The 12,419-nt window shown below is 74.1% G+C and carries 11 protein-coding genes and 1 pseudogene; 3 read left to right on the top strand and 9 right to left on the bottom strand.

The genetic code is table 11. The features are described from left to right. Positions 1–37: 37 nt before the first annotated feature. Positions 38–1,197, bottom strand: a pseudogene (locus QSK39_RS02055) (MFS transporter). 54 nt (positions 1,198–1,251) lie between these two features. Here QSK39_RS02055 and QSK39_RS02050 point away from each other — a divergent pair. Beyond that, the gene (locus QSK39_RS02050) at positions 1,252–1,620 is read left to right on the top strand and encodes a MerR family transcriptional regulator (protein WP_285475954.1); all 369 of its coding nucleotides are present in this window, start codon (positions 1,252–1,254) and stop codon (positions 1,618–1,620) included. Here QSK39_RS02050 and QSK39_RS02045 read toward each other — a convergent pair. Beyond that, positions 1,617–1,748: a hypothetical protein gene (locus QSK39_RS02045; RefSeq protein WP_285475953.1), complete on the bottom strand. Its 132-nt coding sequence runs from the start codon at positions 1,746–1,748 to the stop codon at positions 1,617–1,619. The two genes, QSK39_RS02050 and QSK39_RS02045, sit on opposite strands and share 4 nt — an antisense overlap. 173 nt (positions 1,749–1,921) lie before the next feature. On the opposite strand from QSK39_RS02045, the gene QSK39_RS02040 reads away from it, so the two are divergent. Beyond that, positions 1,922–2,098 carry a hypothetical protein gene (locus QSK39_RS02040; RefSeq protein WP_285475952.1) on the top strand — a complete coding sequence of 59 codons (177 nt, stop codon included), beginning with the start codon at positions 1,922–1,924 and terminating at the stop codon, positions 2,096–2,098. A gap of 229 nt (positions 2,099–2,327) precedes the next feature. Here QSK39_RS02040 and QSK39_RS02035 read toward each other — a convergent pair whose 3' ends face one another. The 3 genes from QSK39_RS02035 to QSK39_RS02025 all read right to left on the bottom strand — a co-directional run bounded on the left by QSK39_RS02035 (position 2,328) and on the right by QSK39_RS02025 (position 6,882). Further along, entirely contained in the window at positions 2,328–3,284 is a 957-nt protein-coding gene (locus tag QSK39_RS02035) for a LuxR C-terminal-related transcriptional regulator (RefSeq protein ID WP_285475951.1), read from the bottom strand. 155 nt (positions 3,285–3,439) lie between these two features. Then, a complete protein-coding gene (locus QSK39_RS02030; protein ID WP_285475950.1) occupies positions 3,440–6,190 on the bottom strand; it encodes an AfsR/SARP family transcriptional regulator in 2,751 nt (916 codons plus the stop codon). A 269-nt stretch (positions 6,191–6,459) separates the two neighbouring features. After that, on the bottom strand, positions 6,460–6,882 hold the full coding sequence (locus QSK39_RS02025) for a DUF5709 domain-containing protein (protein ID WP_285475949.1): 423 nt from the start codon (positions 6,880–6,882) through the stop codon (positions 6,460–6,462). A 97-nt stretch (positions 6,883–6,979) separates the two neighbouring features. Here QSK39_RS02025 and QSK39_RS02020 point away from each other — a divergent pair, with 97 nt between their 5' ends. Beyond that, a complete protein-coding gene (locus QSK39_RS02020) occupies positions 6,980–7,810 on the top strand; it encodes a cyclase family protein (RefSeq protein ID WP_353051030.1) in 831 nt (276 codons plus the stop codon). Positions 7,811–7,814: 4 nt separating this feature from the next. On the opposite strand, the gene QSK39_RS02015 is transcribed toward QSK39_RS02020, so the two are convergent. From QSK39_RS02015 to QSK39_RS02000, 4 genes are all read right to left on the bottom strand, one after another. Beyond that, complete coding sequence (locus tag QSK39_RS02015) at positions 7,815–10,115, bottom strand: putative bifunctional diguanylate cyclase/phosphodiesterase (protein WP_285475947.1); 2,301 nt, start codon at positions 10,113–10,115, stop codon at positions 7,815–7,817. Between the two features lie 96 nt (positions 10,116–10,211). Further along, on the bottom strand, positions 10,212–11,027 hold the full coding sequence (locus tag QSK39_RS02010) for a DUF2705 family protein (protein ID WP_285475946.1): 816 nt from the start codon (positions 11,025–11,027) through the stop codon (positions 10,212–10,214). Continuing rightward, positions 11,017–11,910, bottom strand: a complete 894-nt coding sequence (locus QSK39_RS02005) for an ABC transporter ATP-binding protein (RefSeq protein WP_285475945.1) — start codon at positions 11,908–11,910, stop codon at positions 11,017–11,019. Before QSK39_RS02005 ends, QSK39_RS02010 begins: the two co-directional genes overlap by 11 nt. After that, positions 11,819–12,361 (bottom strand): hypothetical protein, encoded by a 543-nt coding sequence (locus QSK39_RS02000; RefSeq protein WP_285475944.1) that lies wholly within the window; start codon positions 12,359–12,361, stop codon positions 11,819–11,821. The genes QSK39_RS02005 and QSK39_RS02000 overlap by 92 nt, the downstream gene beginning before the upstream one ends. Between the last annotated feature and the right edge of the window lie 58 nt (positions 12,362–12,419).

The following is a 12,419-nucleotide window of genomic DNA, read 5'->3' as shown; positions in this document are numbered from 1 at the left end:
GGGCCCGGGCGCGAACCCGCCCGGGCCCTTCGTCCACTCAGGATCGCTTCGGGAATCCGCTGCGCCGCGCGCCGAGCACCACGGCGAGCACCGGGACCAGGAGCGCGAGCAGCGTCCAGGGGAACGCCGCCGGCCCGGCGGCGTCGAGCAGGACCCCGCCGAGCACGCCGCCCGCGGCCATCGCCGCGTTCCACAGCGTGACGAGCATGGCCTGGGCGTTGTCCGCCGCGTCGCCGCCCGCGTTCCCGGCGGCGGTCTGCAGGAGCGTGGGGACGCCGCCCCAGCCGAGACCCCACAGCGCGACGGCGGCGTAGACCAGCGCCGGGCTGCCCGCGAACACCGCCAGGAGCGTCGCGGCGACCGCGACCAGGATCGTGCTGAGGACCGTCAGGGTGCGCAGCGCGCGGTCGATCCGGGCGCCGACGACCCAGATCCCGGCCATCGACGCGACGCCGAACACCAGCAGGACGACGTCCACCGCGTCGCCCATCCCGGCGTGGCCGAGGAACGCGGCGACGTAGGTGTAGAGCACGGTGTGGGCCAGCACGAACACCAGCGTCACGGCCAGCACGGGCACGACACCCGGCACGGCGAGCGTGCGCCGGACCGGCACCCGGCCGCCGGCCTGCCCGGGCTGGTCGGGGACCCGCGCGGCGATCCAGGCGAGCAGCACGACGGCGATCACCGACATGACGCCGAACGCCGAGCGCCAGCCGACCAGGCCGCCGAGGAACGTCCCGGCCGGGATGCCCAGCGACAGGGCCAGGGGGATGCCCGCCATGACGACCGCGATGGCCCGGCCCTGGCTTCGGGTGGAGCGAGCCGGCGCGCGTACCCGGCCAGCAGCGCCCAGACGACGCCCGCGGCCACCCCGGCGACGAACCGGGCGACCATGGTGAGGGGATAGGCGGGGGACAGCGCCGTCACGGTGTTGGCGACGGCGAACCCGGCCACCCCGGCCAGCAGCAAGCGTTTGCGGGGCCAGGCCGCGGTGGCCGCGGAGAGGGGGACCGCGGTGAGGGCCGTGCCGAGGGCGTAGATCGTCACCGCCTGGCCCGCCGCGGACTCGCCGACGCCGAGGCTCGCGCTCATGCCGGGCAGCACGCCGGCGGGCAGCGCCTCGGTGAGCACGGTGACGAACGCGGCGGTGGTGAGGGCGAGGAGGGCGGTGCGGGCCGGGAGTGCGGTGGTCGTCATGCCGCTATGCTCGAACCTTCACATACGTGTGAAGGTCTACGTGAGGTGGCGCACATGCGGATCGGCGAGCTGTCCGAGCGCACCGGCACGTCCCGCCGGCTGCTCCGGTACTACGAGGAGCAGGGGCTGATCATCGCTTCGCGCGGGCCGAACGGCTACCGCGACTACGACACGGCGACGGTCGACCGGGTGATCCAGGTGCGCGGGCTGCTCGACGCCGGGCTGCCCACCCGGATCATCAAGCAGATCCTGCCGTGCCTCGACAAGCCCCGCGCGATCTACTTCCCGGACGCGACCCCGGAGATGATCGCGACGCTGGAGCAGGAGCGCGACCGGATGGCCCGGCGCGCGGAGTGCCTGCTGCGCAACCGCGACGCGATCGCCGAGTACCTCGACGCGGTCCGCGAGTACAACCGCGTCTAGTCGGGCTCCTCGGGCGGCCGGACCTGGACCCAGTGCAGCGTGTCGGCCTCGGGCCACCAGCCGGCCGGCTCCGGCCGGGGCCGCGCGCCCTCCTCGGCCCACCAGCGCGGGGGCGCCTCCTCACCCATGTCCCGACGGTAGGAGCGAACGGCGCCGGGCACACCGGTCGAGGGCGGCCAACGTCCGGTTCCGGCCGGGCCGCCCGGTGGCCGGAAGCGGACAGTGGCCGAACCCGCCCCTGCCGGCGCGCGGTGTCCCGGCCGTAGGTTGGCGGCGGAAGATCACTTCGCGGGAGGACGAAATGCGCAAGCGAGCCTGGGCCACCCTGGCCGCGGCACTGATCGGAGCGGCCTCGTTCGGCGCACTGACAGCCCCGGCCGCCTCGGCGGCGACCGCCGGAGGTCCGGTCGGCAAGCCGAAGCCGATCTGCGTGTGGATCTGGACCGACGGACCGCCGGAGTGCCGCAAGCTGGAGTAGCGGCTTGGAGCGGCGCGGTTCTGGGTGGGCGCGAGCGCCGGGCTGCGGCCTGACCCGCACCGGCATTGGCGCGGGTCAGGCCCGGCCCGGCTGAGTCGGGCGCGGGCTGAGCCGCACCGGAGTGGGTTCAGCCAGACATCGGCTCAGCCTCGCCGCAGTGGGTCCGGCCGGGGCGCAAGCTCAGCCCGCCGCCGGTCCGGCCGAAGCGCCGGCTGAGCCGCGCCCCGCGTCAGCCCAGCCAGCCCAGTCTGGTCGCCGCGAAGACCGCCGCCACCCGGTTGTCCGCCTGCAACGCCTCCAGCAACCCCTGCACGTGCCTGCGGACCGTCCTCTCACTCACGTCCAGGTGCCGGGCTATCGCGCCGTCCGTCATGCCCGTTGCCAGCAGGTCCAGCACCTTCGCCTGGGTCGGCGTCAGCCCGTGGCGCGGCTGGGAACCCGGCCCCTGCACCGCCACCGCCTGGCTCCAGACCAGCTCGAACAGCATCCGCAGCGACGCCACGATCGTCGGGCTGCGGACGAACAGCGCGCCGTCCATGCCGCTCGGGTCCAGCGGGACCAGCGCCGAATGGCGGTCCGCGATCACCATCTTCATCGGCAGCTCCGGCGCCACCCGCATGGTCCAGCCGGCGGATACGCTCGCGTCGACGACCTCCTTCGCGCCTTCGAACTCCAGTGCCGCGCGCTCGTACACGTTGCGCAGGACGACGCCGCGCTCGGTCACCGCGTCCGGCAGGCGCATCACCGTGCTCGCGTCCGGCTTGCGCTTGAAGTGGCGCGTCGTGAACGTCAGGAACTCCTCGCGCGCGGACAGGCACAGCTCCAGCGACAGCGAGCCGATGCGCCGCGGGTCGGTCAGCACCTCGACGGCCGCGTCGCCGCCCGAACCGTTCGCCGACCGGTACACCGCCTGCAGCACGTCGAGCTGCTGGCGCGCCGCGACGATCTGCCGCTGCTGCTCCAGCAGCTGCTGCTGCGCGCCCAGGATGGCGTGGTCGACCGCGCGCACCGGCTCCATCGGCGCGATCACCGGGTCGTCGCGGTAGTCGCGGCGCACGAACCCGCGGTCGAGCAGCTCCCGCATCTCCGGGCTCTGCGCCCGCGGGTCGTCCAGCGGTAGCGGCCCGGTGCGCACCATCGCGTCGTACAGCGCGCCCGCGCCGGTCGTCAGCAGCCCTTCGAGCATCCCTGTGTCCCCTTCCGGCAGGGCGGGCGGGTCCGGCCGGATCCGGACATGACCGCTCTGCCGCCTACCCCACGCGCCGGACGGGGGAAAGGATTAGGCCGCTCGCGAAATCGGGGCCGGACCCGTCGTGGGGGTGGGTCCGGCCCCGCCGGGATTCACGGGGACAGCGCGAGCAGGCACGCCTCGAGCCACTTCAGCGGCGCCCCTTCGGGGTGGGTCCGGTAGCGGGCGCGCGCGTCGTACAGGACTTCGCGCGCGTCGTCTTCCCGCCCGGCGGCGCGGTAGCAGTCGCCGAGCGCGACGAGGAAGAACGTCGCGTGCCGGACGTTCCCGATGGCCCGCAGCACCTCGATGGCCCGCTCGAGGTGGCCGATGGCGACGGCCCAGTCGCCGCCGCGCAACGCGACGTAGCCCAGGTTGCCGACGGCGTGCGCTTCTCCGCTCACGTCGTGGTACGTCCGCGCCACCTCGGCGGCCCGGTCCAGCCAATGCCGGGCCCGCGCCGAGTCGTGCCAGCTGAAGTGGCAGAACCCGATCAGGTCGAGCGCCTTGACGTACAGGCGCGGGTCGTCGTCCGGCTCGATCAGGGCGAGAATGCGCTCGCAGTGGTCCAGCTCGGCCTGGTAATCGCCGCCGTGGTACTCGTGCGCTCCCGCCAGCACGTAGTGCAGGTGTGCCTGCTGCAGCCGGTCGCCGGACCGTTCGGCCAGCGCCAGCGCCCCGGGCAGGCTTTCGAGCGCGAGCTCCGGACGGCCCGCGAAGATGCTGGCGCTGGCGAAGATCCGGTGCGCGAGGAGCTGGGCGGGGACGTCCCCGAGCGCTTCGGCCGCGGCGAGCGCGCTGCGGGCCGCGGCCTCCCGCTCGGGCAGCTGGCCCTGGCGGGACCGGAACTCGTTGAGCAGCCAGGCCAGCTGCCAGACCGGGGTGTGCCAGGCGCGCCGCACCGCCAGTTCGGTGGTGGCGGTCAGGCACGCGTGCTCTTCGGCGAACCACCGCAACGCCTCGACGTGGCCCGCGAACTCGAGCGGCTCGATCCCGGGCAGCGGCGGGTCGATCCGGACGGGGGTGTCGAGCGGCTCGAGCACCCGGTTGCCGTGCCACGACGTCTGGAGGTAGAAGTCCGTCACCCGCCGCAGGGCGTCGTCGCGAGCGCTTTCCGGCAGCGTTCGCACCGCCTCTTCGGTCGCGTGGAGCCGGACCAGGTCGTGCATCCGGTAGCGGCCGTTCGCACCCCGCGTCAGGAGGTGCGCGTTCTCCAGCGTGCGCAGCACCGTGCGCGTCGCGGCAGCGGGGAGACCGGCCAGTGCCGCCGCCGCGGGCAGGCCGATGTCCGGCCCGGGGGCCAGGGCCAGCAGGCCGAACACCGTCGCGGCGCCGGGTGCCAGCCGGCGCGTGGACCACGAGAAGACCGTGCGCAGGCTCAGCCCGGCTTCGCCGGTGTCGAGCCCGTCCAGCCGGGCCGCGTGGTCGGCCAGCTCCTCGGCCAGCAGCCGCAGCGGCTGCTCGGGCGCGGTGGCCACGCGCGCCGCGACGATCCCCAGCGCCAGCGGCAACCCGGCGCAGAGCCGGATCAGCTCGTCGACGGTGCCCGCTTCCGCGTCGAGCCGCTCCCGGCCGACGTACCGGGCCAGCAGCTCCCGGGCTTCCGGCGCGGACAGGACGTCCAGGGAGACCGGCCGCGCGCCGTGCGTCGCCACGAGCGCGCCCAGCCGGTGGCGGCTGGTCACGACCACCCGGCAGGCCGGGCTGCCGGGGAGCAGGGGGACGACCTGGTCGGTGCCTGCCGCGTTGTCGAGCACGACCAGCACGCGTTTCCCGGCGAGGAGACTGCGGTAGAGCGCGAGCTGCGCGTCCGGGTCCGGCGGCACGGCGGCGCCGTCGACGCCGAGCGCGTGCAGGAACCCGCGCACCGCCACCGAAACCGGCATCGGCTCGGCGACCGGGTCGAAGCCGCGCAGGTTCACGTACAGCTGCCCGTCGGGGAACTCGTCGAGCTTGCCGGCCGCCCAGTGCAGCGCCAGCCAGGTCTTCCCGATCCCGCCCGCGCCACCGATGGCCGAGATCACCACCGGGCCCGGCGTCTCGCCGGCGTGGTCGAGCACCGCCAGCAGCTCGTCCCGGCCGACGAACGACGACGGCGCCGCCGGGAGCTGGTGCGGCACCGGCCGGGCTGCCACCGGGGCCGGCCGCGGATCGCCGTGCAGGATCTGTTCGTGCACCCGCCGGAGCCCCGCTCCCGGATCGGTGCCGAGCTCCTCGGCGAGCAGGCGGCGCATCCGGTCGTACTCCCGCAGCGCGGCACCTTGGCGGCCGCCGCGGTGGAGCGCGAGCATCACCTGCCCGCGCAGCCGCTCGTCGAACGGGTGCGCCTCGGCCAGCGCGGTCAGCTCCGGGATCAGCTCGCCGGCCCGGTCTCCGCGAAGCCGGACGTCGGCCAGGTCGAGCCGGGCGGCGAAGCGCCGGTTCTCCAGGGTCTCCCGCAGGTTGGCGAACCACGGCGTGTCGAGGCCGGCGAACGGTTCACCCGTCCACAGGGCCAGGGCCCGGGTCAGCAGCCCGGCCTTCTCCTCGTCCTCGCCCGCGGCCGCCGCCTCGCCGAGGAGGCGCAGGAACACGTGCAGGTCGACGGCTTCGGGATCCGCGGTCAGGAGGTAGCCGCCCGAGCGCTGCGCGACCGTGGCCTCGCCGAGGGCCGTCCGCAGCCGGGAAACGTAGCTGTACAAGGCGTTGCGCGGGTTGACCGGCAGCCGCTCGCCCCAGATCCGCTCGGCCAGGACGTCGGCGGGGACCACCTTGTTCAGGTCGGTCAGCAGCGCGGTGAGCAACCCCCGCAGCCGGGGGCGCCGGATCTCGGCCGGACGTCCGCCGACGCGGACTTCGAGCTCGCCCAGCAGCCTGAACCGCACCGGCCCGCCGTCCTCCTCCCGCGCTGCGCACGTCCGGCCGCCCACTGTAATCGACGCCCGGAAAGGATCGGGAAAGCTTCGTGCAAGGCCGGTCCGGCACCGTGGTCCTCGTCGCCGGTGCCGGCACGAACCGTCGAGGGGGCGGCTCGTGACCGGTCACGGCCGCAGGGGCCGGATCGTCTTCCCCGCAGGCTGTCACTCCCGGCGGCCTTGGCGGTCCGGTGGTGACGGACGCCCCGGACACCCTCGAACGCCGGGCGTCCGTCACCTCACCAGCGGCGCGACGGGTCGATCACGTGGACGGCCGCTTCCTCCGCCGACGCCGCGCCGCCGTCGATGCCCGCGTCGGACGCGTACAGCTCTTCGTCGGTGTCCGCGCCGAAGCCCTCGTCCGTGGCCACCAGGCGGCCCGCGCGGACGTCGCCGACCTCGTCGTCGATCAGCTCGCCGTCGGTGTCTTCGCTGTCGCCGAGACCGTCGCCCTCCTCGGCCTCGAGGTCCGGTTCTTCGCGGGCCAGCCGGCCCTCCCAGCTCTCGCCTTCGGCCGTCTCGCGCGCGGTCGTGCCCCATTCTTCGGTGCCCCGCGGGCGTTCCGGCGGTGAATACCCCTCCGCCTGCTCGTCGCGGTCGACCAAAGTGTCCTCGGGGTCGAGGATGCCTTCGTCGGCGTGGTCTTCGATGTCGTCGTCCATGGGTCCATCCTCGCGCAACTCCTTGGCCCCGCGCGGCTCGGGTGATATCACCGTGCAGGCTCACCGCACGGGCGGTGTTCCGGTGAAAGGGGATTCCATGCCGATGAGACGCAGGGTGCTGGCCGCGGGGCTGGCCGGGGTGTTCGGCGCCGCGGTGTCCGGGCGGACGGCCCAGGCCGCGCAGCCCGCGACGCCGCCGGTGCGGCTGGACCAGCTGAACCTGGTCAACCTCTCGCACGTCAACGACCCCGCCACGACCAACGTGTTCCCCGGCGACCCGGCCTTCACGCTGGAAACCATCGCCACCATCCCCGACGACGGCTACTACCTGCAGTTCGTCCGCGAGGGCGAGCACACCGGAACGCACTGGGGCGCGCCCGGCCACTTCAACACCGGCCAGCCGCTGGCCGACGACATGGACCCGGCGGATCTATTCCGGCCCGCCGTCAAGATCGACATAAGAGCGAAGGCCGCGGCCAACGCCGACTACGGCGTCACGATCGACGACCTCAAGGCGTGGGAGAAGCGCCACGGCCGGATCCCCGACGAGTCCGTCGTGGTGCTCTGGACCGGCTGGGACGCCAAGTGGGGCACCCCGGCCTACCCGAACACCGGCGCGGACGGCGTGCTGCACCAGCCCGGGTTCTCGATCCCGGCGGTCAAGTGGCTGATCGACACCGGCCGGCTCGGGCGCCGGGGCGGCACGGGCACCGACACGTTCAGCCCGGACGTCGGCACCGACGAGACGTACACGGTGTCGAAGCTCGTGTACCAGCGCCACCGGATCAGCCTGGAGATCCTGGCGAACCTGAAGGCCCTCCCGACGACCGGGGCGTGGGTGCTGGCGGGCGGCCCGATCAACCGCAAGGGCGCCGGCTCGACGGCGACGATCTTCGGCGTCCTCCCGCCGGGCGTGCGCGCGGACTGAGCGCCTAGCCCGCCGGGATCGCCGACAGGCGCAGCGCCGAGAGCGGAGCGGGGCGGCCGTACAGGTACCCCTGGGCAGTCGTGCACCCCGCGCGAGTGACCAGGGAAGCCTGTTCGGCCGTCTCGATCCCCTCGGCGACGACGTCCAGTTGGAGGTCCGCGCACAGCCCGACGAGCGACCGGCACAGCGCCGCGTCGCGCTCCGGCTGCACCCCGGTCGTCAGCGACCGGTCCAGCTTGATCAGGTCGACCGGCAGCGCGTGCAGCACCGTCAGCGAGCTGTAGCCCGCACCGAAGTCGTCCAGCGCCACCCGCACGCCCAGCTCCTGCAGCCGCCGGATCGCGGCCGCCCCCGCCGCCAGGTCGGGGACCGGCACCGTCTCGGTGATCTCGACGACGAGCCGGGACGCCGGCAGCCGGTAGCGGTCCAGCGCGGAAGCGACGCTCCGCTCCAGCGCGGCCGCGCCGAGGCGGCTCGCGCACACGTTCACGTGCACCGTCAGGTCCAGCCCGGCCGCCGTGATCTCGCGGCACGCCAGGTCCAGCACCAGCGCGTCCAGCTCGGCGCCGAGGCCCGCGCCTTCGGCCGCGCGGACGAACGTCTCGGGCGAGACCGCCGTGCCGTCGGGCGTGGTCCAGCGGGCCAGTGCCTCCACGGCCGCCGGGGTCTCGTCGGCCAGCCGGACGATCGGCTGGAACACCAGGCCGAAGCCCTCCGGGATGCCGCCCTTCGCCCGCCGCAGCGCCGACGGGAAGTCCGGCGGTCCGTCCGGCGACGGGCGGTAGACCACCGTCGTGTCCTTGCCCAGCCGCTTGCCCGCGTACATCGACGTGTCCGCGCGGCCCAGCAGCTCGTCCGACGTCACCAGCGGCTCGGCCGGGTCCGGCACCACCAGGCCCATGCTCGCGCGGACCGGGACGAGCGTGCCGTGCACCGCGAACGGCCGCCGCAGCGCGCCCTGGATCCGGTCGGCGACGGCCTGCGGCGCGTCCAGCTCGCCTTCCAGCAGGATCGCGAACTCGTCGCCGCCCAGGCGCGCCACCGTGTCACCCGCGCGCACGCAGCTCAGCAGCCGCTGGGCGACGGCGTGCAGCAGGACGTCGCCGCCCGCGTGCCCGAACCGGTCGTTGACCTCCTTGAAGTCGTCGAGGTCGACGAAGATCAGCACGAGCGGCCTGCCGACAGCCTCGACGGCCCGGTCCAGCCGGTCGGCGAACAACGCGCGGTTCGCGAGCCCGGTCAGCGGGTCGTGGTAGGCCTGGTGGGTCAGCTGCTGCTGCCCGTCGTAGACCCGGCGCAGCAGCAACCTGTTGTCCAGCAAGGAAAGCAGCTGCCGGGCGAGCACGAGGAACACCACCAGCACGCCGACGACCACCTCGACGCCGTCCGGTCCGGCGCCGGCCAGCAGCTGCCCGGTGATCAGCAGCGCGACGGCGGTGACCGGGACGTACGGCAGCGCCAGCTGCCACCAGTCGACCCCGCCCGCCGGGCTCGCGTCGTCGCGGCGCCGCTGTCCCGGCGTCACCAGCAGGGCGAAGGCGATGAACAGCGGCCCGAGCACGAACCCGCCGTCCGACCACGGCTTCATGCTCTCGGCGCCGATGCTGACCAGGTAGGCGAACACGCTGTCGGACGCGGCCAGCGCGACGATCCCGACGGCGGCCAGCAGCAGGTTCGTGCGGTAGGGCCGGTCCACCCGGTCGAACACGACCAGCAGCACGGCGACGACCACGATCACCAGGTCCGACAGCGGGTAGGAGATGGCGACGGCCCAGGTCAGCTTGTCCGGCGCGGTGGCCCGGACCAGCTGCCCGAGCGCCGCGGTCCAGGTGAGGATGAACAGCGAGCCGGTGACGATCAGGCCGTCGAGCACCACCGCGACACCGAAGTGCGCGGTCCACTGCGCGGGCTGGAAGCGCTCGCGGTCCGGCCGGATCCGCGCCCGGGCCAGGACGAACAGGGCGGCGAGCGCGAACACCGGGAAGCTGAGGTAGCCGACGTCGGCCAGCGACGGCGACGGCAGCCCGCGCCCGTCGACCAGCTGGTACCACGACCAGACGCACTGGCCGAGCGACCAGCCGGCCATGCCGGCCGCGACGAGCACCCGCCACCAGCGCTGGTGCCCGCGGACCCGGCGCGCGACCAGGACACCGCAGACGACCGCGCCGACCCCGGCGCTCAGCTGCATGGCGTCGTCGACCCACAGGGCGAACGTGTCGCCCCAGAACGCGAAGCCGTTCACCACGACGAGGGCCACCGTGAAGAAGACGAGCAGGGCCGCGACTGGGTACCGCCGCACTGTCATGGCACCTCACGTGGGTCACCCGCCGGTCGGACCGGCAAACACTACACCGCGCACACGGCGGTACCGGCTCACCGCACCGGTGGCCGGTACCCCTCATCAGGCGATGTCACGGCGGTGCAGGAGCCAGCCGCCGAGCACCCCGAAGGCGATCACGTAGGCCGCCAGCACCACGGCCGCCTGCCCCGGCCCGACGATCGGATCGACGCCCGGCGCGCTCGCCCCGAACGCGGCCGCGAGCGCACCCGCGTTCGGCCCGGGCAGCGCCTTCTGCAGCTGCGCGACCCAGTCCAGCAGCGGCGCGGCGATCGACGCGAGGAGGTTCTGCACGGCCAGCAGCCACACCAGGCCGAGCCCGATCGGCAGCGCGACCGACCGCAGCCCGATCGCGAGCAGCACGCCGAGCGCGCCCCACATCGTCGTGACGAGCCAGCCGGCGCCGAGGCCGGCCACGACGTCGGACACCGAAGGCCAGCTCGGCGCCTGGTCCTGCAGCGACGCGACGAGCACGCTCGCCCCCGCCGTCGCCGCGAACAGCGCGAGCACGACGGCCAGCGCTCCGAGTGCGACGGTGACCAGCTTCGCGGCGAAGACGGCGACGCGCGACGGGTGCTGCACCAGCACCGTCTTCCACGTGCCGTAGCCGTATTCGCTGCCCGCCACGAGTACGCCGAAGATCAGCACGAGGGCCCCGACGAAGATCGGCAGGCCGCCCAGCGCGCTGCCGACGAACGCGCCGGGCAGCATCGCGTCGAGCCCGCGGCCGGAGCCCGGGGGACCGGCCGCGCCGCTCAGCCCCGCGTACGGGACGGCGTAACCGAAGGTCAGCGACAGCACGACGGCGACGGCCAGCAGCAGCCAGCTGGCGGGGCGGCGGGCCTGCTTGGTCAGCTCGGCCCGGATGTCACGCAGCATGATCGGTCCCTCCGGTCAGGGCGAGGAAGGTCTGTTCCAGGTCGGGTTCGTGCCAGCGCAGCTCGGTGACGGTGACCCCGGCGCCGACCAGTTCGGCGTTGACGCGCCCGGCTTCGCCCGGGTCGACGTCGAGTTCGAGGGCATTGCCGTCGACCCGGACGCCGCCGTAGAGCGCGCGCAGGTGGTCGCGGGCCCGGTCGAGCGGCTCCGCGACGACGCGCAGCGCGCCGCCCGCCCGCAGGTCCTCGACGGTGGTTTCGCTGACGAGCCGGCCGTGGTCGAGCACGCCGACGCGGTCGCAGATCTGCTCGACCTCGGCCAGCAGGTGGCTCGACAGCAGCACGGTGCAGCCCTCGGCGGCGAGCTTGCGCAGCGTCACGCGCATGTCGGCCATGCCGGCCGGGTCGAGGCCGTTGGTCGGCTCGTCGAGCACGACCAGCTCGGGGTCCTTCAGCAGCGCGGCGGCCAGGCCGAGCCGCTGCTTCATGCCGAGCGAGTACGTCGCGTACCGGTCTTTCGCGCGGTCGGCGAGGCTGACGACGTCGAGCACGGCGTCGACGCGGGTGCGCCGCACGCCGGCGTGGTCGGCGAGGACCCGCAGGTTGGCCCGGCCGGACAGGTACGGGTAGAAGGCCGGGCCCTCGATCAGCGCGCCGACGCGGGCGAGGCTGCCGGGGCCGGGTTCGGCGCCGAGCACCCGGACGCGGCCGGACGTCGGCCGGATCAGGCCGAGCAGCATCCGCAGCGTGGTCGTCTTGCCGGCGCCGTTCGGGCCGAGGAAGCCGTAGACCTCACCGGCGTGCACCGACAGGTTCAGGTCCTCGACCGCGGCGGCCGGTCCGTAGCGTTTGGTCAGGGCGGTCGTTTGGACGGGCAGGGTCATGGGATTCCTTCCGGACGCGGCCCCACGGCTTGAAGACCGAGAGGACGCTGGCGAACAGCAGGAGCGCCGGCGCGACGACGACGGGGTAGAGCAGGCCTTCGGGGTGCTCGACGGCTTCGGCGATCCCGGGCCGGAGCGCGAAGAGGATCAGCAGCGCCATGACGACGTTGACGGCCAGCTTCGCGGCGACCCACCAGTACCGGACGAGGCCGTACTTGCTCCCGAGCCCGAGCACGGCCCCGCTGGCGAGCGTGAGCAGCGCGGCGATCAGCATCGGCCAGACGGCGAAGAGGTCGAGCGCCCGCAGGCTGGTCGTGACGACGGCGGCGTCGCCCGAGATCAGCGCGGTGCAGACCAGGATGCCGAGCACGGCGTCCATCCCGATCCACAGACCCGCCGAGACGATGTGCGCCACCAGGGACCACTTCCGGGCCCGGGGCTTGAGAGTCATGGCTCCTCCTTGGGGATGGCTCCATGGTGGTGACGCGGGCCGCCGCGGTCGTCCGACG

Origin of the sequence: Amycolatopsis sp. NBRC 101858, assembly GCF_030269325.1 — a bacterium.
Taxonomy (GTDB): domain Bacteria; phylum Actinomycetota; class Actinomycetes; order Mycobacteriales; family Pseudonocardiaceae; genus Amycolatopsis; species Amycolatopsis ponsaeliensis.
The sequence above is the reverse complement of the archived record's forward strand: the minus strand, read 5'-3'. Positions and strand labels throughout refer to the sequence as shown.